The following is a 23,347-nucleotide window of genomic DNA, read 5'->3' as shown; positions in this document are numbered from 1 at the left end:
GCATACTCTTATGCAGGAATGACAGGAAGCACGACATGCGAAGACCGCAGGCTGTCACAAAAGACCACATTGCGAGCGACTTTCACCGGTCCGCTGACGCCTTCTGCAGCACCCGTATTCGGATTGCAGTCGAACTTTGGGAAATTGCTGCTTGAAATATCGATGCGTATCCTGTGCCCAGTCTTGAAAACATTACTGACAGGGAAGGCGTCAACGGTGACCTGATAGATGGTGCCTGGTTCCATCATTTCAGGCTGTTCCCATGAATTGCGGTAACGGGCACGTCGTATGCCATCGGTGAGTATCATTTCATAACCATCCGGGTAGTCGGCATTGGGTGGATAGACATCAATCAGCTTGATCGTGAAATCAGTGTCTACACAGTCCGAACTTATCCATAAGGCTGCGCTGATGGCACCAGTGATTTCAACATCTGCGCTTAGCGGTGCTGACTGGAATACCAGTATGTCGTCACGTTCTCTGAGCGGTGCCCTGGAGGCATCGCAAAAAAATATGCCTGGGCCACAACGCTGGTCGTAGGCGCCGCCCACCATCAGGGGCTCGCCCGAAGTAACGGCACCACCTATGGTTGGAACTGGCCATTGCGGATCGTAATCATAGGACAGTTGTGCCTGTTCTTGCTGTGGTGTGCTGGTGGACAGGCTACCGTCCTGATGCAGGTAGTAGGCTGTTTCGCGGGTGCGCTGTAATGGCCATTCAGATTCAACACGCCAGTGGCCGCCGTGTTCCATGCGTCCTTCAGAATTTTTACGACCACTGCCGCCGCCCATGACAAAAATGCAGACACCGGGCATGGCTTCGTCGTTGCCTGCTGGTTTGTGCTTCAGGTAGCGGTCAAACCATTGCAGGCGCAGTGCCAGAAAATCCGGTGCCAGGTTATTGTCCAGTGTGGCGGCGACGCCAAAGTCGACATCCCCGGCATAAGTCTGTGAACGGTTGCCATGCGTCCAGGGGCCAAGGATCAGGCAGGCAGGCCCTTTACCGGCTGCTATAAGGCCTGCGTAATTGGTGCAGGCCGTGCGCGAATACGGGTCATACCAGGATGACATGTGTACGGTGGCTGCTGTCGGGAACTGCCCATAGTAACCTTCGGCATACAGGCCAGGCTGGCGCCAGTAGTCATCAAAGCTACCGCGCTGCCACTGATCGAACAGATAATCTTCATATTCTGGGGCCAGACTGAGTGGCGATGCACCCGGCTGCCATTGTTCGACACGGCGGAACCACGCTTCTATATCAAGAGAGGCCAGCGCATCATATTTTGCCTTGTCGCCCAATATGCCCGGGCTTTCCATCGCCCGTTTGATGGCCCAGGTAACCTGCTTCAGTTCGAATGCGCCACCCTGGCGTATACCGCCCTGGTAAGCGTTCGAAAATCCACCGGAATCAAGGAACATGGCGACCACCCCGGGTGCACTGGTGCTACCCAGGGCTGCCTGAGTATGTGCGGCATACGACAGACCTTTGGTCCCTATGCGTCCGTTAGACCATGGCTGTTCAATGATCCAGGCGCAGGTGTCATAGCCATCTTCACCATCGCTGGTGTACTTGACGAATACCCCCTCAGATTCGTAACGCCCGCGACAATCCTGGTAGACTACGGCATAGCCATGGTGCGCAAAAAATTCAGCAATGCTCGCGCGGCTCATGGGTTGTGGGTCGTTCAGCGTGCGTTCACTGCGGCTGGGCTGCGTCTTGCCATAAGGGGTGCGTTCCAGTATCACAGGAAAGCGTTGTGTCGGATCGCTGGTGATGGGAAGGTAGATATCGGTCGCCAACTGGATGCCATCACGCATGGTCACCATGACACTGCGCATCACTTTGACCGTGTCAGTAGCTGGTGCATGGCTGGCAGTCGGCACCGCGGCAGCGACGGCTTGGCCGGCTGCGGTAGGGGTGGATCTGAATAACATAGCTTACTTTCAAATATTTGGTTCAGTTCGAGTAAAGCAAAGCCACAAAAATTTCGGAAAATGGCCGGACATCACAGTTCCGGCAAATTCTTGTTGGCAAAATAGTGCTTGGTCTCTTTCAGAAATTCTGTGGCCAGACGGCTGGGCGTCGACAGCGATGAGGTGACGAACGCATATTCATTGCTCAGTATTGGTTCGAAGCGACGCATGACCAGACCTGGACGCATGTAGAACTCGGCCAACAGGCGATTGACCAGCGCCACACCCAGCCCACGGGCAGCAAAGGCACAGGCTGAACTGACCGTATGTGTCTCAATACGGGCATCGGGCTGTACACCCGCCCGTGAAAATGAGGAATCAATGGTGGCACGTGAATTTTGTCCGTAACCCAGCAGGATCAGCGGTTCGCCGCGTAACATTTTTGGCGTCAATGTGCGGTGACTGGCCAGCGGGTTATCTGCTTGCAAGACACATACCGTCTCATTGTTGCACACCGGGTCTTCACGCAAGTCGTCACGATTGACCGGCACGATCAGGAAACCGCCATCGACCGTGCGTGTAGCGATCATGGATTTCGCCACTTCACGACTATGTGAATCAACCGAAATACGCACGCGAGGAAAACGGGCACTGAATGCAGCAACGATATCAGGCAAAATGCCTTCACAAAAACTGGGCGGTGCCACCAGTTTCAGGTGACCGATACGGAAACCAGAAATGTCGCTGACCAGGCTCTGGATACGCTGGAAGCCATTCAGTGACAACGACACTTCTTCGTACAGCAGCAAACCGTCCTGTGTCGGCACCAGCCGACCATGATCACGATGGAACAGCTCGAAACCGATCAGCGCTTCCAACTGCGCCAGTTGACGGCTGACGGCTGGTTGCGACATGCCTATGCGCGTGGCAGCGGCAGTCACAGAACCAGTGCGGACGATCTCGTAAAACGCCCGCAGGGCTTTCAGATTGAGCAGGTCTTCGTTCATGGCGATCAGTAGTGCAGTACCACGGCCAGCATGGTGGCGACCGCGGCGATTACAGTGAATACCCCGAACAGCGGCAAGATCAGGCGGAACCAGCGGCCATAAGGAATACCGCCAGCCGCCAGAAACGCCAGCAACATGCCCGAAGTCGGAGAAAACATATTCACCAGACCATTGCCGAGTATGAAAGCCAGCACCGTGGTTTGCCCGCTGACGCCAACGCTTTCACCGATGGGCCCAAGAATGGGAATACTGAGCGCAGCCTTGGCCGATGTAGACGGAATCAACAGCGTCAATACCATTTCCAGCCCCATGATGATAGGTGCAACCAGTATTGGCGACAGATGTTCAACCTGGGCCGATGCATAGGCGATGATAGTGTCGAGGATGCGGCCTTCACGCAGCACGATTTCCACACCCCGCGCCATGCCCAGCAACAGCGCCGCCAGCGTCATCGAATTCATGCCTTCGACAAACGCGTGGGCACCGACCCGCGCTCCCATGCCATAAGCAAGCCCGACGCACAACGCGGTCACCATATACAGCGTGGCAAATTGCGAGTCGCGCCAGCCCAGTGCCGTTGACCCATATACCAGTACTGCCAGTGCAATGCAGACGATAGCGATCACGAGGAAGTGTGGCTTTGACAAGGGCTTGCTTTCAAACACGGCAGCCTTGACCGGGCGCGATTCCATGCGCAGTACAAACAGGATCGCCAGTGTCAGGAAGATCGCCCACAGCGTCAGGCGCACCAGTGCACCGCTGAATACCGGTACCCCGACGATGGGCTGGGCAATCAGCAGGGCCAGTGGATTCGACACCGATGCCAGGTAGCCGACCTTGGCTGCCAGGGTCAGCAGGGTAAAGCCATACAAGCGGCTCATGCCCAGGCGTTCGGCAATCGCAATCACTACCGGGATAAAGATCAGATACTCCGTGATCATACCCAGGAAGGTGCTGCCAGCCGATAAAATCACCATCACCACCGGTGTCAATATCACGACCCGCCCGCCGGTCAGGCCCAGAAGCCGCTCAATCCCGGCATCAAAGGCACCCGTAGCACGAAACACTCCCAGCAAACCACCCAGCAGCAGGATCATGAAGATCAGGTTGGCTGACTTCACCAGCCCCGCTGGCACCGACGTAAAAATTGCCATCGGTGACAACGGTGCGGCCTCGGTCTTGCTTTGCGGTTGCTGTATCAGTGCCGTAGCGCTGATGGTCTTGGGTATGGTGTGATAACTTCCCGGCACCACGGGCGACACCTCGCTAGCACCGCTGCGCTGGTACTCGCCGGATGGCAAGACCCATGTCAGCAGCACACCGATGGCCAGCGCGATGAACATCATCATGACTGGTTCCAGCGCCCAGCGCCGTTTGACGATGTTATCTGTCGCGGGCTGGTCGGAATCTGCCTTGTCTGGCTTGTCTATCATGTTGGACATAGTCATTTTCAGAACCTGGTGTTCACACGTGTATAAAAGTAGCGGCCGCGTACGTCGTAGGTGTACATATCAAAATTGATAGGATTGTTGGCAGCCGATGCAGGTGGTTGCTTGTCAAAGACATTGTCGATACCCATGCCTATGCTGGTCTTGCCGTCGCTGAAGTTATACGACAGTTGCAAGTCGTGATACAGGGTGCCTGCTACATTGCCGCCATTGACTGCATTGTTCGGTACATCTGCGGTAGCACCGATATAACGCGCCTTCCAGCCAGCGGTGATGCTGGAGCCGATATAGCGCAGCGACGCCTGGGCTTTCAGGTGCGGGAAGGTCGAACGTGGCTGATCGGACTTGCCTGCACGTTCATCCACCGCGATGGAGCCATCCGGTTGGGGTACATAGGATTTGTAATGTTGCAGATAAGCCAGATCAAGCGCTGCATCAATCTTGGCACCAGCAACCGGGAACAGGTAGCGCAGTGTTACGTCCACACCTTGTACTTCAATGCGCGACAGGTTGACCAGTGCCTGCGTCAGTTGCACTATCTCACCAGTATTGGCACGTTGCACCAGATTACAGAAAGTACCGGTTTGGGCGCAGGCGTTCAGGATCTGGGTAGCAGTCTGCGAAGCAATGGCGTCCTTGATCTTGATCTTGAATTGATCAACGGTCATGCTAAAGCCTTTTAGCTGTTCCGGTGCATACGTGAAACCGACAGAATAGGTATCTGCACTTTCAGGTTTCAGGTCAGCATTGCCGGAAGTGACGCCATGTGGAATGCCGCTGTTATACAGGGACTGGTTGTAGCTGGTGGGAATACCGGCGCAACCTGGCAAGCCGGCACCGCCGCCGTTACATGGGTCAACCGCCGGGAAGTTGGTTTGTTTCACACCCTGGTACAGCTCAAGAATGGATGGTGCACGGAATCCCTGTGAATACGTGCCGCGCAATAGCAGTGAATTGAAGGGGCGATACAGTATGCCGAGTTTGGTCGTCGCCTTGCCACCCACGGTGGAGTAACGCGAGTAACGTACCGCTGCATCAAGCTCCAGTTTTTGTACCCATGGCAGATTGGCCAGCAGCGGGGCGCTCAGTTCAGCATAGGCTTCGTTCAGGTAGTAAGAACCTGCAGTCGGGTTACGAGCCGCCGCCGAAGTTGTTGACTGTGCTGCACCGGACACCAGTGGCAACACGGTAGATGCCTGCGAGGCAAAGGGATCAGGACTGTCATACGCTGTTTCACGACGATATTCATAGCCGGTGGCGATACCCAGCGCACCGCCTTGCAGTTGCATCAGGCTGCGTGTGGCGTTCAGACTGAAATCGGTCTGGCTGGTGCCGTTGATATCATGCGAATACGAACGGATGTAATCGGCCATGGCCGGTGTGATGGTGCCGAACAGGTCAATAGGCACGCAACCCGACGCAGCAGAGCAGGTGGCCGGCGAAGTCATGGCGCGGTAGAGATTATCGAAATTGATGCCATTTTTTTGATCAAAACTGGCTTTGTTTTTCGAATAAGACAGTGTCGCATCCCAATTCCAGTCGCCCCATAGCGAGACGGTGCCTTCCAGACCAAGCAGCAGGCGGCTCATCTTGACATCTTGCAACACTTCGCGGTTGCCAACCTCGACCGGTACACGCTGGATGCGGAAGGTAGAACCAGAAAAGCCGAGTGCATTCGCAGCCGGAACGCCGTTGGCAGTACCAAAGGGGTTATATGCCTGATCCCTGGAAATCGAATAACCGTTGCTACCGCGAATATCCAGCAGATAAGGCGAAAACAGTTGCGACGACTGACGTGTCGTATAAGTGGCTTCGACGTGTGCCGTCAGGTCAGGCGTGATTTCATAAGTCAGGCGGCCGAACAGGCCGGCAGTCTTGCTTGGGCCAGTGGCATACAGACCCTGGGTCTGCTGATTGTAATAGTCGCCGGGCAGTGCAGCCGTATGGAAGCTGTTGTCTGCCGTGTAACTTGCGCCTATGCTGGTGACGCCCATATTGCGTGTGACGGCATTGGCTGCATTCGATGCAAAGCCAGCCGGTGTGCCGAAGTAGGCATTATTGGACAGTCCGGGCAATACATACAAACCTTGCGGGCTGGTACCTGGGGCTGTCAGTGGTGATAAGGCAACTTTGGTCAGGTCGCGGTCTGCCGACAAAATCGGGCGTGAATCATTCATGCTACCGGACAGGAATACCGACCCCTTGTCAAAGCGTTTGCCCCAGTTCAGGAAGCCATTGTAATTTTCATCATCATTGCGGGAAGAAGTACCAAGGCGCATATTGGCTTCGAAACCTTCGAGCTTGCGTTTGGTATGGATATTCACCACACCTGCGATAGCGTCAGCACCATAAATGGCCGAGGCACCGTCTTTCAGTACTTCCACACTGTCGATAATGCCAAGCGGGATGGTATTCAAGTCGGGAAAATCGCGGAAACCACGGCCACCCGCTGCATTCACCCAGCGGTGACCGTCAACCAGTACCAGGGTGCGGTTGCCACTGCCTTCGGCGCTGCCGAGATAGCGCAGGTTGATGGAACTGACGCCATAAGATGTGCCTTGCGTACCGTTGGAGTTCAGGCTGACACCAGTATTCGGCAGCGACTGCATGATGTCGCCGAGTGAGGTGGGGGCCGCGAATTTGAGGTCATCCTTGGTCAGGGTCAGCATGGGGCCGCTGGTTTCCGTATCCCTGCGCGCGATGCGAGATCCTGTCATCACCACCTGTTGCACCGGGGCAGATGCATCGTCTTTTGCCGGTGCTGCACTGGCAGGGGCTGCTGGCGCCTCTTGTCCATGTGCAAAATGTGTTACAGCCAAACTGAGCGCGACCGCACTGCGCGCCGCTATCGCCTTCCTGTTTTTCATTTTCATAATCATCCCTGGGGTTATTGGTTCCGCGGCAATTTTGCGTTTGCTATTACCTGAGACGATAGTAGAGGGGGCTCAATGTTTCATGCAATATTATGATAATTTTGGATGGTCGTATGCAAAAATGGTATGAAGATAACGAGGTTTTGATGGTGTTTCAGAGTGAAAAAAAGTACTTCAGGGGCACATTGCCACAAACAAATAATGCAGGTCTTTGTCGCGCAAAAAAGACGAACTGCTTAAAAACAACAGTCTTTGATGCTGCCAAAGCTGTTATTGGGCAATAAAGCCGGGATGAAGCAAAAAACTGCTGCACATCATTTTCAGAATTTTCAGAATTTTTGAACTTATTTTGTCAATGCCTCCATTTGCCGCCTTTAAAAAGGGAAAAACCGGCATTTATAAAGAATTTCTCTATAAATCATGGGCTTGCCAGTGGGTAGGTAAAACCGCAATGCTATAATGTGAGGTTAATCCTCATCTTTATTGCAAAAGGTTTTCTGTGCTTTCTACCGCAAATATCACCATGCAGTTTGGCCCCAAGCCACTGTTTGAAAATATCTCAGTCAAATTTGGCGAAGGTAACCGTTATGGCCTCATCGGTGCCAACGGCTGTGGCAAATCCACCTTCATGAAAATTCTGGGGGGCGATCTGGAGCAGTCTTCTGGTACCGTCATGCTGGACCAGAATGAGCGTCTGGGTAAATTGCGCCAGGATCAGTTTGCTTTTGAAGACATGCGCGTCCTGGAAGTGGTCATGATGGGTCACACAGAAATGTGGGCAGCGATGGCGGAACGGGATGCGATTTACGCCAACCCCGAAGCGACTGACGACGACTACATGAAGGCAGCTGACCTAGAAGCCAAGTTTGCCGAATATGATGGCTACACGGCTGAAGCACGCGCCGGTGAACTGTTGCTGGGCGTGGGTATACCAACTGATCAGCATCAGGGCGTCATGAGCGCAGTTGCGCCAGGCTGGAAGTTACGTGTCTTGCTGGCCCAGGCACTGTTTTCCAACCCTGACATCCTGTTGCTTGATGAGCCAACCAATAACCTGGACATCAATACCATTCGCTGGCTGGAAGATATTCTGAACGAACGTAATTCCACCATGATCATCATTTCCCATGATCGCCACTTCCTGAATCAGGTATGTACGCACATGGCAGATATGGATTACGGTACCCTGAAAGTGTACCCGGGTAATTATGATGACTACATGCTGGCATCGTCGCAGGCACGCGCACAGCAAATGGCGAACAATGCCAAGGCCAAGGAAAAAGTCGCTGAACTGCAAGACTTTGTCCGTCGTTTCTCTGCCAATAAATCCAAGGCACGTCAGGCAACTTCACGTGCCAAGCAGATCGACAAAATCAAGATTGAAGATTTCAAACCATCCAGCCGTCAAAATCCTTTCGTGCGTTTCGATGGCGAGAAAAAATTGCATCGCCTGGCTGTAGAAGTGCAATCCCTGAGCAAGGCCTACGACAAGCCCCTGTTCAAGAATGTGGACTTGATGGTGGAAGCGGGCGAAAGAATCGCGATTATCGGTGCCAATGGTATTGGCAAGACCACGCTGTTGCGTTGCATAGGCGGTGATGACATCGCAGGTTTGCATGCCGATTATGGTACGGTCAAATGGGCAGAAAATGCCAATGTCGGCTATATGCCGCAAGATCCTACCGAAGAATTTGCATCTGATAAAAACCTGACTGACTGGATAGGTCAGTGGACGCAGGAAGGCGATGATGACCAGGCTGTGCGTTCCATCCTCGGTCGCTTGCTGTTTGGTGGTGATGACGTCAAAAAATCAGTCAAGGTACTGTCAGGTGGTGAAAAGGGCCGCATGATGTATGGCAAGCTGATGCTGGGCCGCCATAATGTGTTGTTGATGGATGAACCGACCAATCACATGGATATGGAATCCATCGAGTCGTTGAACATTGCGCTGGAAAAATATGCGGGTACCCTGATTTTTGTTTCGCATGATCGCGAATTTGTTTCATCTTTGGCGACGCGCGTATTGGAAATCAAGGAAAACAAAATCATCGACTTCCAGGGTACGTATGAAGAATACCTGAGCAGTCAGGGTATTGAATAAATACTGCCAATTGCCGCAGCTAGCAAAACAAAAAGCCAGGGTGACCTGGCTTTTTGTTTATCTGCATGAATGATGGCTTATCATCCCAGTTCTTACTCAGCAGTGATTGTTCAGGCTGATCTGGTATCAAGTATTGCCATCGTTTAATAACTGATCCAGACGATCACGCAGGCTGCGTGCCATTTCTGGGCCTTTGGCTTTTTGTACGGCTTCTACATAGGCTTGTCTGAGCTCACGGAAATCATCGATGCTTGATGCCCGCTCCACTTTCAATTGCAGGCCATAACCGCGCAAGCCTATGGCGCTCTTAATGGTTTCATTGAAGAAGTTATACAGCGCCTGAAAACGTTCTGCATCTGTCATTGCAGGCAAGCTGGATGCTGGCACAGGTACCGATGTTGTGGATGTTGTCGATATGGCCGGCGTGGCGGCTGCTGGCGGCGCCTCGACTGCTGCAGGTGCCGTTTGCACCGCGATTTCAATAATGAAATCCTGCTCCAGCAATTCTTGCATGTTTTGTTCGGTCAGGCCAAGACCTGATACCTTCTTCATGATGGCGTCAGTCGAATGCTTGCCGTCCACCATCACCAGCAAGGTCCGCAGGCGCGATGCCAGTTGGTGTTTACGGGTCGCAATTTCTTCACGCCCTTTTTCGGTCTTGTCGTAGATGATTACTGTCATATCCAGCTAAAACCCCTGTTTGTCTCAAAAGTCCCAAAAATTGTATGTATTTTATGTTTTTAGGATACATCAATTCTGGCTGACTGCCAACGGCAAGCAGGGGGTGAAACAGGTGCTATTTCTGGACAGGCAAATTTTTGATCAGTTTGATAGTCTGCTCAGTAGACTTGGGCGTAGAACAGCCGCTGTTTGGTGTGCTGCCTGATGCAGTTTTGTTTGACGAGCAGCTGCTGCAACCGGACCCGCAACCATCGGTCTGTTTTGACAGACCGTCCAGCACGGGTGCAAGGGAGGGATGAGTGCTTTGGAAATACGCCTTCATCCTGTTTTTTGTCGCCCTGGGCATATATTTCAACACCAGATATGCGCTGGCAAGTAGCAATAACAGGCTTGCAATCAGGTTTTGCATTTCTCATCTCCCCAACAGGTAAGTGGAAATATGAAAGGTCAGGAAGGACGCCAGGTAGGCCAGACCAAACAGGTAAGCTGCCATCATGACGGGGTAGCGCCAGGTATTGGTTTCGCGCTTCACCACGCTCAGTGTTGCCACGCATTGCGGTGCGAATACATACCATGCCAGCAAAGACAAAGCAGTTGGCAGGCTCCATGACTGAACAATCAGCGGTTCCAGCGAGCGACTTAATTCTTCACCGGTCTGCGACAGTGCATACACGGTACCGAGCGCAGCAACGGCAACTTCACGTGCTGCCAGGCCGGGTACCAGGGCGATACAGATTTGCCAGTTAAAGCCTATGGGGGCAAACACGAATTCCAGCAAGCGTCCCAACTGGCCGGCAATACTGTAATAAATCGCTGGCTGATCTGCATTCGCCGGTGCGCCAGGAAAGCTGCTGAGGAACCACAGCAATATCATCAATGACAAGATGATGGTACCGACGCGTGTAGTAAAGATTTTGATTCTTTCCCACAGACCCAGCACCAGATTGCGCACATTCGGCCATCTGTAATCGGGCAATTCCAGCATCAGTGCCTGTTGATGGATGCGGCTTCCCCATTTTTGCTTGAAGAAAAAAGCCACCAGCATGGCCGAGACTATGCCTGCCAGGTACAGGAAAAACAGTACCAGACCCTGCAGATTGAGTATGCCCCAGACGGTCTTGTCGGGTATGAAGGCAGCGATGATCAGTGCATATACAGGCAGGCGGGCAGAGCAGGTCATCAGCGGGGCAATCATGATCGTCACCAGACGGTCACGCGGATTTTGTATGGTCCTGGTCGCCATGATGCCGGGAATGGCACAGGCAAAGCTGGACAACAGGGGAATAAAGGCCCGCCCAGACAAACCGACCTTGCCCATGATCTTGTCCAGCAAGAACGCCGCACGTGGCAGATAACCTGAATCTTCCATCACCAGGATAAAAAAGAACAGGATCACAATCTGCGGTAAAAATACCAGCACACTGCCGGCACCACCTATCACACCCTTGACCAGCAAACCCTGCAATATGCCGGGCTGCAAGGCAGCTTCCACGGCTGCGCCGGTGGCATCGATGGCTTCCTTGATCATGTCCATGGGCATTTGCGCCCAGGCAAACACTGCCTGGAATACCAGGAACATCAGGGTCGCAAAAATCACTGGTCCAGCGACAGGATGCAATACCCAGCTATCCAGGCGATAGCTGAGACTGATGTCATTGGCAGCATCAGACGCCTGTGATACGCTCAGTTGCAGTACTGCATTGACTCTTTCCTGCAGTGCTTCGGGACTTTGATTTGTCAAGGCATGCGGAGCGACATTGGCTGCTGGCACCAATTGCTGTGCCAGTGTTTCAAGTTGGCCTAGCAGGGCATCAACACCTTGAGGATCAACCGCAATTGTTTCGACGACGGGTATATTCAGCGCTTTACTGAGGGCATCGATATCGATATGGATATGGCGTTTTTTCGCGATGTCCATCATATTGACTGCCAGAACCATGGGCTGGCCAAGGGCAATCAGTTCCAGCACCACGCGCAGGCCACGTCGCAAGTTGGTGGCATCCACCACGCATACCACGGCATCTGGCATGGCTTCGTCGCTGTGGTTGCCGGTGACTACCTGCTGGGTGATCTCTTCGTCTGGCGTTGCTGCATGCAGGCTGTAGGTGCCCGGCAGATCCAGTACCTGCCAGTCACGTCCGGCAGATGAGCGGAATCTGCCTTCCTTGCGTTCTATGGTGACGCCAGCATAGTTGGCTACTTTTTGCCGCGCACCAGTCAATCTGTTGAACAGTGCAGTTTTTCCGCAGTTGGGATTGCCGACAAGAGCGATACGCGGAGAAAACAATTCTTTCACTATTTTCCTACTTTTCCTGAGTGAGTAACGCCAATTAATGCCGCTTCAAAGTTTCTTAGCGCGAAAGTGGATTGACCAATTCTGACAGCCAACGGTTCACCACCAAAATAACCTTTATGCAAAACCTTGACAGGTTCGCCTTTCACAAAGCCCAGTTCTTTCAAACGGCGGGTAATATTGAAAGCGGCATCGCTTTTTGCATGATCCTGATCTTGCACATCAAGCACTATTCCTGAATCACCGACTTTCATCTGATTCAAAGTGATTGCGCCCGTTTGTTCAAATGACAAATCATGCATGATGAGCTTCCCGTTAAGATTAAATGCCAAACCTAAATGATAATGAGAATATATATCAATACGGCTTTTCTTTCAATCGTCATGGCGCTTGTTACAGAGGTGATTTGATACCACGCAAGGGGGAATCGGGCTAAATTGCATGTGACCTGCTTATGACACGTGCTTTATAGACAGCTTACATGCTGGTCAAGCATTTAATTGTCCATATTTTTGTGATTTGTATATCATCTGCTTTCCACAAAAAAATGCCATGACCTGGTTGGGTCTTATCCGGATACACAATGAAAACAAGAATATTCAGCAGTAAAGGTATTTATCTGGCATTTGCGGTTTGCCTGCTCGCAGCCTGTTCCAGTTCTTCAAATGAAAAAATGGATGTCGCACATGAAATTTTTAGCCGCCACGCAGCAGATGCAAAGATAGTCATTGAGAATGGTTCGGAAAAAATGTTTGAAAAAGGCGATGGCTGGTATTACGTCTGCGGCCGTGCTACCGTCAATCAGCCGGGCCTGGCGCAGAATCTGGTGCAACGCTTCATCATCACCGTGAACCCTGACAGGCGCGGGATGACCAGGTATGAAAGTACTGAAAATGGCAAGGTTGAAGATAAGGAGTTCCTGGCCTGGTGGGCAGACAGATGTCAGGGGTATGTATTGCCTGTCGCAGGCACAGCCAGGTAAAGTGGTGTTTAAAAACAAATTGATGCATATGGAACAATATGGACCAATTTTCAAATACGACTAATTACGACTGATGTAAAATTGTGCTGTCAGTATGATCACTTTTTCGAAAACTCAATGTAAACAGGACACATGATGACCGACCAGACCGATGATCAGTACGATGTCGTAACCAATGTCCATGGTCACTATTCGATATGGCCATCAGGTAAGGAATTACCTTTAGGCTGGCACCAATCCGGGTTCAGCGGCTCCAGGGAAGACAGTCTGCATTATATTTCGGAAGTATGGATCGATGCGCACCCGCGCGCTTTGCTGGATGCGATGAAAGCTGGTAGAGAGTAGATTCATTGCTCAAGGACAAATAAGCCAAGTCTTACTTGTCTGGATCTTACTCATCCGGATGTTCCTTCCTGAAGCGTTCATTTGCTTCGTCCAGATGTTTCACAAGCACATGTGAAATGATATTGACGCCTAAGCCACCAAACATGACGGGCAGAATATACAAGGCAAGCGATACCTCGGAAACGAATACCGCATCGTCGGCCAGTGACGGTGTCAATTTGGCGGCTGCCGCGAGAATTTTCAGGATGTAGACATCCAGGCCCGCGATAGCCACCAGGGCGAAACCCAACAGCAGCGTGGTCTGTCGCGAAATGGCCCGCTTCATCATCAGTACACTGTACAAACCAAATGGCAGTACGAAAGAGATCAGCATCATCAGCCAGAATTTGATCTCCGAAAATACGGTATTTCCCATAGACGTTTTCCAGATACGTTCTTTAAGCAAGCATTATAAACAGGCATTTCAGGCATCCCATCGGCCCGCGACATTTTTTAATAGCTGACTGATGGCTGCCAGTTGACGGTTGCGTACACTGAGCAAGCTACTTTCGCTACTGAATGCAGATGCCTGAGCAACCACGACATTGAGATAACTGACAGTGCCAGCGCGATACTGGTCGAGTGTGATTTCCAGGTTGCGCTGGGCTGCCTGTAATGCTTCTGATTGCAATTGCGCTTCCTGCTGCAATTGGGCATTCAGGATCAGATTGTCTTCGACTTCCTGCAAAGCTGTTAACACTACTTGCCGGTAGCTGGCGGTCAGTTGTTCGGCGCTGGCACGTGCTTGGGCGCTGGCCAGTTTTCTCTGACCGTTATCAAAGATGGATTGGGTCAGGCTGCTGCCCAGTGACCACAAAAAATGGGGGGCGCTGATTAATTGCCCCAGGGATGTGCCACGGTATCCGGCACTGGCGGACAGGGACAGCGAAGGGAAGTAAGCTGCATCCGCCACGCCGATCTGCGCATAGGCGGTGGCCACGCGTCGCTGTGCCGCCGCTATGTCTGGCCTGCGTTCCAGCAGGTTTGATGGCAGCATGGCGGGCACTACGGGTGCAAGCGGCAAGCTGGCGTCATGCGTTATCGATAATTCAGCAGGCTGCGTGCCTACCAGTACGGCGATGGCATGCGCCAGCACGGCACGTTGGGCGGTCAGGTCAGCGCGCTGGGCCTGGGCACTTTTGAGTTGGGTGTGCGCCTGCAGGATATCGGTGCGGCCAACTACGCCACTTTCATAGCGTGCCTGTGTCAGCACCAGGGAGCGTTCATAGGCCTGAATGCTGCGATCACTGAGTGACAACTGTGCATCCAGCGTGCGCATGGAAAAATAGCTCTGTGCCAGGGTGGCCTGGGCTGAAAGCCGGGCGGATGCCAAATCGGCCATGCTGGCTTGCAGGGTGGATTGTGCACCGGCACTGGCTTGTGACAGGCGTCCCCACAGATCGACTTCCCAACTGGCATTGGCTGTCAGGGACATGCTATTGCTGGGATTGCTGGCGTTGGCAGATGTAGTGGCCGTCGGGCTGGCATCGCGGCTGGCGCTCAAACCGGCAGACAGACTGGGGTACATGGCACTGCGGCTGGCTTCCAGTGCGGCACGCGCATTGGCGACCTGGGCGGCAGATACTTTGAGATTTTGATTGTCGATGACCAGACGACGTTCCAGGTCATCCAGTACCGGGTCTTTGAACAGGGTCCACCAGTTGTCGGGCACCTGCGTCGCTGCTGCGCTTCCCTGTGTCCATGCGCCACTTTCCTTGAATTGGGCGGTGGCGACCACTGGTGCAGGCGGATCCACCTTGGTGACGGCGCAGCTTGCCAGCAGCATTGGAACAAGCAGGGACGTCAATAGCGGCACATTCAAGCTGTGGCGAGTGTCACGGTTATGACGGGTATGGTGAAGATCAAATTTCATGAAATGCTACCTATTGAGTAATAGTCATTGCAGGTTCACCAGCGACGCCCGGGGATTTTTCCGGGCGGGGCAAACGTTTCTTGCGCAGTCTGTCCATCATGACAAAGACGACAGGCGTGGTATATAGAGTCAGCAATTGGCTGAGTATCAGACCGCCAACGATGGCAATGCCCAGGGGTTGCCTTAATTCGGCACCATCGCCACTGCCGAGGGCTAGCGGGACGGCACCAAAAATGGCAGCGAATGTCGTCATCAGGATAGGGCGCAGACGCAAGCAGGCGGCTCGAAATATCGCTGCTCCGGCAGTTGCGCTGTAGGAACGCTGACGGGTAATGGCGAAATCGATCATCATGATGGCGTTCTTTTTCACGATACCGATCAACAAAATCACTCCTATCAGGGCAATGATGGAAAAATCAGTATTGAACAAGATCAAGGCCAGCAAGGCACCTACACCGGCAGAGGGCAGGGTGGACAATATGGTCACCGGATGGATCAGACTTTCGTACAGTATGCCCAGCACCAGATACACCGTAATGATGGCGGCAGCAATCAGTATGGGTTGTGATGAAAGGGATTGCTGAAAGGCGTTTGCCGTACCCTGAAAACTGCCCCGCACCGATACTGGCACGCCCAGTTCCGCCATCGCATTATTGATGGCTTGCGTGGCTTCGGACAAGGACACATTCAAAGGCAGGTTGAAACTGACTGTGGATGCAGGCGTGCCACTTTGGTGGTTGATCGACAGCGGGGTATTGGTAGTTTCGAACCTGGCGATAGTGGAAAGCGGTATCTGTTTGCCGCCACTGCTGGTCACGTACAGGCGTTGAAACGTGGCAGGTCCCTGAAGATAGGGGCTGGCCAGTTCCATCACCACCCGGTATTGATTGAGCGGATTGTAGATGACGCCAACCTGACGCTGTCCGAATGCATCATTGAGAGTGGTATCAATGGCGCTCATTGTTACCCCCAGACGCGCTGCCGCGTCACGGTCAATCACAAGTGAAGTCTGCATGCCCTTGTCCTGCTGGTCACTGTTGACGTCAGCCAGTTCAGGCAATTGCGAGAGTGCATTGCGTATGCGCGGTTCCCAGGTGCGCAAGTCGGCCAGGTCGTCAGCCTGCAAGGTGTATTGGTACTGTGCATTGGATTGACGGCCACCTATGCGTATGTCTTGGGCAGGCACCAGGAACAGGTTGGCCCCCGGTTCGTGTGACAGCCTGGCACGCAGGCGCGCAATGACCACATCTGCCGAGACCTGGCGTTCAAGAATCGGCTTGAGCGTGATATAAAAATTGGCTGAATTGCTTTGCCCGCCACCTGTATTACCGCTGACATTTTCTACTGCCGGGTCGGCACGGACGATAGCGACAAAGGTGTTGAGTCGCTGCTGCATCATTTGAAACGAACTGCCCTGATCTGCCTGTACGCCACCAACAATCACACCGGTATCCTGTTGCGGAAAGAAAGACTTGGGAATTGCCGCGTACAGGTAAACGTTAAGGGCAATCACACCCAGCAATGCGAGCAGGGCAACAGGCTGGTGACGCAAGGTCCACATCAGCGAATGGCGATAACCACGCATCATCAGGCGATTGAGTTTTGCCATTACGCGGCCAAATTTTCCAGGTCGTTTGACGACATGTTGTTTCAGCAGGACTGCCGCCATCATCGGGGTCGTGGTCAGCGACACCAGCATGGAGATCAGGATGGCGATAGACAGCACCACCGAAAATTCGCGAAACAGTCGTCCAACCACGCCGCCCATCAGGAGCAGGGGGATGAACACGGCTACCAGGCTAATACTGATGGAGACGACGGTAAAACCGATTTCGCGTGCCCCTTTCAGCGCTGCTTCGCGTGGACTCAGGCCTTGTTCTATATAGCGACTGATATTTTCCGAAACGACGATGGCATCATCGACGACAAAGCCGGTTGCGACGGTCAAGGCCATGGCGGACAGATTGTCCAGGCTATAGCCGCACAAATACATGACACCCAGAGTGCCAGCCAGTGATACCGGTACGGCAACTGCGGGCAACAGCGTGGCGCGCCAGTTACGCAAAAACAGCAGTACGACCAAGATCACCAGACCTACGGCAATGGACATTGAGCGTTCAACTTCACGCAACGATGCCCGTATGGTTGGTGTACGGTCACTGACGACATTGAGGTCGATAGCTTGCGGAATCGATGCCTGCAAACGTGGCAACAAGGCGCGCACACGCTCCACGGTTTCTATGATATTGGCACCAGGTTCCTTCAGCAAAAACAAAACTATGGCTGGTTTGCCGTTGGCGACACCGTAATTTCGTACATCCTGTACAGAATCCACTACGTCGGCCACATCACGCAGGCGCACTGCTGCGCCATTACGATAACTCAGAACGACAGGTGCATATTCAGCCGCCGTGCGGGCCTGGTCATTGGCACTGATTTGCCAGCTACGGCCATCTTCTTCCACTGCCCCTTTGGGGCGGTTGGCATTGGTGGCTGTCAGTGCCAGCCGCACGTTTTCCAGCGATATGCCTTTCTGTGACAACTTGTCCGGGTCCAGTTCCACACGAACGGCAGGCAAGGCACCACCACCTACCGACACCTGGCCTATCCCTTCTACCTGGGCCAGGCGTTGGGCCAGAACGGTAGATGCAGCGTCGTACATCTGGCCACGCGTCAGGGTTTCTGAAGTGAGTGACAAGATCATCACCGGTGCGTCGGCCGGGTTCACTTTACGGTAAGTGGGATTGCTGGGCAGGCCGCTGGGCAACAGACTGCGCGCCGCATTGATGGCAGCCTGGACATCGCGGGCTGCACCATTAATATTGCGATTCAGGTCGAATTGCAGGGTGATGTTGGTCGAGCCCAGTGAAGAACGCGACGTGATTTCACTTACGCCGGCAATGCTGCCAAGCGCACGCTCCAGCGGCGTTGCTACAGTTGCCGCCATGGTGTCCGGGCTGGCACCTGGCAGCGAGGCATTCACCGAAATCGTCGGAAAATCAACCTGTGGCAAGGGGGCGATAGGCAGCAGCTGAAAGCCGATGACACCAGCCAGTGCCACGCCCAGTGTGATCAGGGTGGTGGCTACCGGTCTTGCTATGAATGGTGCAGAGATATTCATAGACGGCTTTCTTTTGCCAGTCTGGCGGCTTCACGCCTGTTGCGCCATTCGGCAAGTTTTTGCGCCTGACGGGTAAAGCCCAGATAGATCACTGGTGTGGTAAACAAGGTTAGTAACTGGCTGACGATCAGGCCGCCAACCATGGTAATACCCAGAGGATGACGCAATTCATGGCCGGCACCGGTACCCAGCATCAGCGGCAATGCGCCCAGCAGAGCTGCCATGGTGGTCATCAAAATCGGGCGGAAGCGCAGCAGACAAGCCTGATGGATGGCCGCACGCGGCTCCATACCTTGTTCACGTTCTGCATCCAGCGCGAAATCGATCATCATGATGGCATTCTTTTTGACAATACCGATCAGCAGCACGATCCCGATGATGCCAACCACACCCAGGTCTTGTCCTGCTATCAGCAGCGCCAGCAAGGCACCCAGGCCGGCAGAGGGCAGGGTGGAGAGTATGGTGATGGGGTGAATATAACTTTCATACAGCACGCCCAGTACGATATACATGGTGACCACTGCCGCCAGAATCAACAGCAGGCTGCTGCTGAGTGAGGCGCGGAAGGCTTCGGCAGCACCCTGGAAACTGGTTTCCACGCTGGGTGGCAAATCCAGTTTTTCTTCTTCAGCCTTGATGGCATCTACGGCACTGCCCAAAGAGGCACCGCCTGCCAGGTTGAACGAGATGGTAACAGAAGGAAATTGTGCCACGTGATTGATCGCCAGCGCCGCAGATTTGCTGAGCACCTGGGCAACCGATGTCAGCGGTACCTGTATTGTGCTGGAACCACCGGTGGCCGATACCGATGTGCCTGGCACGTACAGTCCTTCAATGGCAACCAGCCCTGTTTTGACATCTTTTGCAGCTTCCAGTACCACCCGATACTGGCTGGACTGGGTATAGATGGTAGAGATAAGACGCTGGCCAAATGCATTGTAAAGTGCAGTGTCAATGTTGGCGACGGTGACACCCAGTCTGCCCGCCGCTTCGCGGTCTATCTGCACATAGGCTTGCTGCCCTTCATCCTGCAAATCGCTGGCTACATCCGCCAGTTGTGGCAGCTTTTTCAAACGTGCCAGCAAGCGGTTGGTAGACGATGTCAGGTCAGCAGAACTGGGAGAGCTCAGCAAGAACTGGTATTGCGTTTTTGAAATACGGTCTTCGATGGTGAGATCCTGCACCGGCTGCATAAACGCTGTGATACCTGGAATATGGGACGTGCTTTCATCCAGCCTGCGTATGATCTCGGTTGCTGAAGCCACCCTTTGCGCGAAAGGCTTCAGGGTGATTTGCATGCGCCCGGTGTTGAGTGTAGGGTTGGCACCGTCGACGCCGATGAAAGAAGCCAGATGATCAACATCAGGGTCTTTCAGGATGGCTTCGGCCACTGCCTGCTGGCGGGTGGACATGGCTTCAAATGAGGTGGTTTGTGTTGCTTCGGTAATTACCTGTATCAAGCCTGTATCTTGTACGGGGAAGAAACCTTTTGGTACCCAGACATATAACATTGCTGTCAGTACCACGGTGAAGGCGAATACCAGTAAGGTAGTGGCAGGCCGGTCCAGTACCCAGTTCAGGGCGCTGCCATAACGGTTGACCAGTGCGTCGAAACTGCGTGCACTCCATTCACCAAGGCGTGAATGTTTGACTTCGTGTTCCGGACGTAACAAACGGGCACTCATCATCGGTGTCAGTGTCAGCGACACAAACGCAGAGATCAGGATGGCCACTGCCAGCGTGATGGCAAATTCGTGGAACAGACGGCCAACCACGTCACCCATGAACAGCAGTGGAATCAGTACCGCAATCAGCGATACCGTCAACGAAATAATGGTAAAGCCAATCTGCTTGCTGCCTTTCAAGGCGGCCGCCATTGGCGTATCACCTTCCTCAACAAAACGGGCGATGTTTTCTATCATGACAATGGCATCATCGACGACAAAGCCCGTGGAAATGGTCAATGCCATCAGCGTCAGGTTGTTGATGGAAAAACCGGCGAGGTAAATGACACCAAAGGTACCCATCAGCGACAGCGGTACGGCGACACTGGGGATGATGGTGGCGCTGGCACTGCGCAGGAACAGGAAGATCACCATCACCACCAGGGCGATGGAGAGCAGCAGTTCGAATTCGGTATCATCAACAGATGCACGTATGGTGGTAGTACGGTCAGCGATGACCTGTACATCGACCGACGCAGGCAGCGAGGCTTTCAATTTCGGCAGCAGGGCCTTGACGCGATCCACGGTCTGGATCACGTTTGCTCCCGGCTGGCGCTGTACATTCAAAATCACGCCAGGCATGCTGTCTGCCCATGCTGCCAGCCGCAGGTTTTCTGCATCGTCCACGATCTGCGCGATGTCTTTCAGACGCAGCGGATTGCCGTTTCTCCATGCAATCACCAGGTTCTGGTATTCAGCGGCTGATTTCAACTGGTCATTGGCGTCAATGGTCGAGGCGCGCTGGGCGCCGTCAAAACTGCCTTTGGCCTGGTTGACGTTGGCTGATACGATCGCCGAACGTATGTCATCCAGTGACAGACCCAGCGATGCCAGTATTTGTGGATTGGCCTGAATCCGCACGGCAGGGCGTCGTCCACCGGCAATGCTGACCAGGCCAACACCGTCCACCTGCGACAGTTTGGGGGCCAGGCGGTTTTCCGTTAAATCATGCAGTTTGATGACCGGCAAGGAAGGCGAGGTAATCGCGATGGTCAGTACTGGTGCATCGGCAGGGTTGACCTTGCTGTAGATGGGGGGCATGGGCAAATCACTGGGCAGCAAATTGCTGCCGCTATTGATTGCTGCCTGCACTTCCTGTTCTGCCACATCCAGTGACAAACCCAGGGAAAACCGCAGGGTAATGACAGATGCGCCGCCGGAACTGGTGGATGTCATCTGATTCAGACCAGGCATCTGGCCGAACTGTCTTTCCAAGGGGGCCGTGACGGTGGTTGACATCACATCCGGGCTGGCGCCCGGATACAGCGTCGTCACCTGTATGGTCGGATAATCGACTTCGGGCAGTGCTGACAGTGGCAGCAGTCGATATGCCAGGATACCTGCCAGCATGATCGCCAGCATCAGCAGGGATGTGGCAACCGGGCGTTCAATAAAAATTCTTGATGGATTCATGATGACTATCCGGCTCTACTTGGAAGCAGCCGCGCTGCTGGCAGACTGAGGAGCAGAAGCCGGCGATGCCGCAGATGTCACAGATGTTGCCGATGCCGGGGCGGCAGTGGACGCAGCTGATGCCTGGCCCGATGCTGACGAGTCTGGCCCTTTATCTTTGTCTTTATTTCTGCCACGCTTGCCGCCAGCGGGTGCATTGGCACCGGCCCGCTGTTTGGGATCTGAGGCAATGACTTCCACTTTTGCACCTTCGCGCAGGCGGTCAACGCCATCAATCACGACTTTTTCTCCCACTTTCAGAGGGCCTTCTATTGCCATCCAGTCGCCATCAACCGTGCCTGGCGTGATGATGCGTGTACTGACTGTATTGTCTGCATTGACCACATACAGATAGAAACCCTGGGCACCGCGCAATACGGCCGATGGCGGAACTGCCAGCACGTCAGTCAGAGTGTCCATTTGCAGGGTGACGCTGACGGCCTGATTGGGGAACAGGGCATCATCGGCATTGGCAAACACAGCCTTGACTTTGATGGTGTCGGTTGTCGTGTCGATGGCATTATCAACCGTGGCAACGCGACCGGTAGCCAGCAAACGCTTGCCGCCACGGTCCCAGGCATTGACTGTCATTGCTGTGTTTGAACGAAGGCGTGCCGTGATCAGCGGGACATTCGCTGACGGTACCGCAAATACCAGTGTAATCGGGCGGGTTTGGTTGATGATGACAATGCCATTGGTATCAGATGTCTGTACGATATTGCCGATATCAACCTGCTTCAGGCCAACTCTGCCGGCAGTCGGGGCCAGCACGCGGGTATAGGATAATTGCAGTTTTGCACTGGCAACGGCAGCCTGGTCGACCTTGACCGTGCCTTCAAGTTGATGAACCAGCGCTTGCTGAGTGTCAAGCTGCTGTTTGGGAACGGCATCTTTGGCCAGCAGATCGCGATAACGTGCCAGGTCAATATTGGCGTTGTCCAGCTGCGCCTTGTCACGCGCCAGAGCACCTTCCGCCTGCCCCAGTGTCGCTTCATACGCGCGCGGATCAATCTGGGCCAGCAACTGACCGGCACTGACTTGCTGGCCTTCAACGAAATTCAGGCGCTGGAGTACGCCATTCACTTGCGCACGAACGGTGGCAGTATTCGATGCCGCCACGCTACCGATCGCATTCACCATGACCTTGATATCCTGTTTGCGGATAGTCTGTATGGATACCGGCTGTATCGCATTGGCGCCACCAAACCGCCGCCCACCTGCATTGCCGGCGGGTGGTTTGGCACTTGCGCTGGCAGCGTCACCATTCGTATCCTGACGTGATTTCCACCACCAGATGCCGCCTGCACCTATCACTGCAACTGTCAACAACAATACCAGCAAACGAGGCCGGCTACGTCCTGCCTGGTAATGTAAAACCCTTGCTGGCTGTGGCTGGACGGGCTGTGTAAGCAAATCAGTGAGTTTGTTATTCATTTTATTATCAGCAGTAATAAATTATTAATATTTTCAGTTTACACCTGTAAACCGTCAAGCC

Annotated in this window: 16 protein-coding genes; 4 read left to right on the top strand and 12 right to left on the bottom strand. The window is 53.6% G+C overall.

Going from position 1 to position 23,347, the window contains the following annotated elements:
• Nucleotides 1-8 precede the first annotated feature (8 nt).
• From H8L32_RS00165 to H8L32_RS00150, 4 genes are all read right to left on the bottom strand, one after another.
• Nucleotides 9-1,934, bottom strand: coding sequence for a CocE/NonD family hydrolase (locus H8L32_RS00165; protein ID WP_186945153.1), 1,926 nt, complete (start codon nucleotides 1,932-1,934; stop codon nucleotides 9-11).
• Nucleotides 1,935-2,005: 71 nt separating this feature from the next.
• Nucleotides 2,006-2,920 carry a LysR substrate-binding domain-containing protein gene (locus H8L32_RS00160; RefSeq protein WP_186945152.1) on the bottom strand — a complete coding sequence of 305 codons (915 nt, stop codon included), beginning with the start codon at nucleotides 2,918-2,920 and terminating at the stop codon, nucleotides 2,006-2,008.
• A 5-nt stretch (nucleotides 2,921-2,925) separates the two neighbouring features.
• Nucleotides 2,926-4,368, bottom strand: a complete 1,443-nt coding sequence (locus H8L32_RS00155; RefSeq protein ID WP_186945151.1) for a YfcC family protein — start codon at nucleotides 4,366-4,368, stop codon at nucleotides 2,926-2,928.
• A 2-nt stretch (nucleotides 4,369-4,370) separates the two neighbouring features.
• Nucleotides 4,371-7,241 (bottom strand): TonB-dependent receptor, encoded by a 2,871-nt coding sequence (locus H8L32_RS00150; protein ID WP_186945150.1) that lies wholly within the window; start codon nucleotides 7,239-7,241, stop codon nucleotides 4,371-4,373.
• 113 nt (nucleotides 7,242-7,354) lie between these two features.
• Here H8L32_RS00150 and H8L32_RS00145 point away from each other — a divergent pair, with 113 nt between their 5' ends.
• Nucleotides 7,355-7,525, top strand: coding sequence for a hypothetical protein (locus H8L32_RS00145; protein ID WP_186945149.1), 171 nt, complete (start codon nucleotides 7,355-7,357; stop codon nucleotides 7,523-7,525).
• 215 nt (nucleotides 7,526-7,740) lie between these two features.
• Nucleotides 7,741-9,342, top strand: coding sequence for an ABC-F family ATPase (locus H8L32_RS00140; protein ID WP_186945148.1), 1,602 nt, complete (start codon nucleotides 7,741-7,743; stop codon nucleotides 9,340-9,342).
• Between the two features lie 126 nt (nucleotides 9,343-9,468).
• Here the strand turns inward: H8L32_RS00140 and H8L32_RS00135 are convergent, their stop codons facing one another.
• From H8L32_RS00135 to H8L32_RS00125, 3 genes are all read right to left on the bottom strand, one after another.
• Nucleotides 9,469-10,023, bottom strand: a complete 555-nt coding sequence (locus H8L32_RS00135; protein ID WP_186945147.1) for a hypothetical protein — start codon at nucleotides 10,021-10,023, stop codon at nucleotides 9,469-9,471.
• Nucleotides 10,024-10,435: 412 nt separating this feature from the next.
• Nucleotides 10,436-12,319, bottom strand: a complete 1,884-nt coding sequence (gene feoB, locus H8L32_RS00130) for a ferrous iron transporter B (RefSeq protein ID WP_329605142.1) — start codon at nucleotides 12,317-12,319, stop codon at nucleotides 10,436-10,438.
• Nucleotides 12,319-12,618, bottom strand: a complete 300-nt coding sequence (locus tag H8L32_RS00125; RefSeq protein WP_186945146.1) for a FeoA family protein — start codon at nucleotides 12,616-12,618, stop codon at nucleotides 12,319-12,321. Before H8L32_RS00125 ends, feoB begins: the two co-directional genes overlap by 1 nt.
• Before the next feature lie 281 nt (nucleotides 12,619-12,899).
• Here H8L32_RS00125 and H8L32_RS00120 point away from each other — a divergent pair, with 281 nt between their 5' ends.
• Together H8L32_RS00120 and H8L32_RS00115 are read left to right on the top strand one after the other, a co-directional pair.
• Complete coding sequence (locus tag H8L32_RS00120) at nucleotides 12,900-13,298, top strand: hypothetical protein (protein WP_186945145.1); 399 nt, start codon at nucleotides 12,900-12,902, stop codon at nucleotides 13,296-13,298.
• A gap of 135 nt (nucleotides 13,299-13,433) precedes the next feature.
• The gene (locus H8L32_RS00115) at nucleotides 13,434-13,643 is read left to right on the top strand and encodes an MbtH family NRPS accessory protein (RefSeq protein ID WP_186945144.1); all 210 of its coding nucleotides are present in this window, start codon (nucleotides 13,434-13,436) and stop codon (nucleotides 13,641-13,643) included.
• A gap of 46 nt (nucleotides 13,644-13,689) precedes the next feature.
• Here H8L32_RS00115 and H8L32_RS00110 read toward each other — a convergent pair whose 3' ends face one another.
• The 5 genes from H8L32_RS00110 to H8L32_RS00090 are packed head-to-tail and all read right to left on the bottom strand — an operon-like array spanning nucleotide 13,690 to nucleotide 23,286.
• Nucleotides 13,690-14,058: a hypothetical protein gene (locus H8L32_RS00110; RefSeq protein ID WP_186945143.1), complete on the bottom strand. Its 369-nt coding sequence runs from the start codon at nucleotides 14,056-14,058 to the stop codon at nucleotides 13,690-13,692.
• Nucleotides 14,059-14,106: 48 nt separating this feature from the next.
• Nucleotides 14,107-15,555: an efflux transporter outer membrane subunit gene (locus H8L32_RS00105; protein ID WP_186945142.1), complete on the bottom strand. Its 1,449-nt coding sequence runs from the start codon at nucleotides 15,553-15,555 to the stop codon at nucleotides 14,107-14,109.
• Between the two features lie 10 nt (nucleotides 15,556-15,565).
• Complete coding sequence (locus H8L32_RS00100; protein ID WP_186945141.1) at nucleotides 15,566-18,676, bottom strand: multidrug efflux RND transporter permease subunit; 3,111 nt, start codon at nucleotides 18,674-18,676, stop codon at nucleotides 15,566-15,568.
• Nucleotides 18,673-21,813: an MdtB/MuxB family multidrug efflux RND transporter permease subunit gene (locus H8L32_RS00095; protein ID WP_186945140.1), complete on the bottom strand. Its 3,141-nt coding sequence runs from the start codon at nucleotides 21,811-21,813 to the stop codon at nucleotides 18,673-18,675. The genes H8L32_RS00100 and H8L32_RS00095 overlap by 4 nt, the downstream gene beginning before the upstream one ends.
• A gap of 15 nt (nucleotides 21,814-21,828) precedes the next feature.
• The gene (locus tag H8L32_RS00090) at nucleotides 21,829-23,286 is read right to left on the bottom strand and encodes an MdtA/MuxA family multidrug efflux RND transporter periplasmic adaptor subunit (protein ID WP_186945139.1); all 1,458 of its coding nucleotides are present in this window, start codon (nucleotides 23,284-23,286) and stop codon (nucleotides 21,829-21,831) included.
• Nucleotides 23,287-23,347: the final 61 nt, after the last annotated feature.

This window comes from Undibacterium hunanense (assembly GCF_014284335.1).
GTDB lineage: Bacteria > Pseudomonadota > Gammaproteobacteria > Burkholderiales > Burkholderiaceae_D > Undibacterium > Undibacterium hunanense.
Note: the sequence above shows the minus strand (reverse complement) of the source record. Positions and strands in the feature narration are given on the sequence as shown.